General features: G+C 60.5%; 1 pseudogene. It reads left to right on the top strand.

Annotated features, from left to right (window positions below):
- Window positions 1-185, top strand: a pseudogene (locus tag EOB59_RS32605) (transposase); the annotation flags it as partial.
- Window positions 186-390: the final 205 nt, after the last annotated feature.

The following is a 390-nucleotide window of genomic DNA, read 5'->3' as shown; positions in this document are numbered from 1 at the left end:
GTCCGGACCAGACCGCCCACAGCTTGGCCGACATAATCGGCTTTCGCATGAAGATGATCGCCGCCGGCTATGAGGATGGCAACGACGCCAACCGGCTGCGCTCCGATCCGGTCTTCAAGATGGCCCAGGACGCGCTGCCGTCGGGTCGGGATCTGGCCTCCCAATCGACGATGTGCAGGCTGGAGAGGCATCGTAAACTTAAAGAGCGCGAGGCGGTCGTAGCCCGCTTGCCCCACGGCGGTTCAAGCCCGCGCGATTTTTGCCCACAGGTTCATTGCCTCTGAACGCAGTTCGCGATGATGGCTGGAGGAGATTTCGTGGCGGGGGATGTGGAACAGGTTGGCAATCGGATCATGAAACGCTTCAAGTCACAACGCCATTTGCAGCGCT

The organism is Mesorhizobium sp. M7A.F.Ca.MR.176.00.0.0 (assembly GCF_004023165.1).
GTDB lineage: Bacteria > Pseudomonadota > Alphaproteobacteria > Rhizobiales > Rhizobiaceae > Mesorhizobium.
Note: the sequence above shows the minus strand (reverse complement) of the source record. Positions and strands in the feature narration are given on the sequence as shown.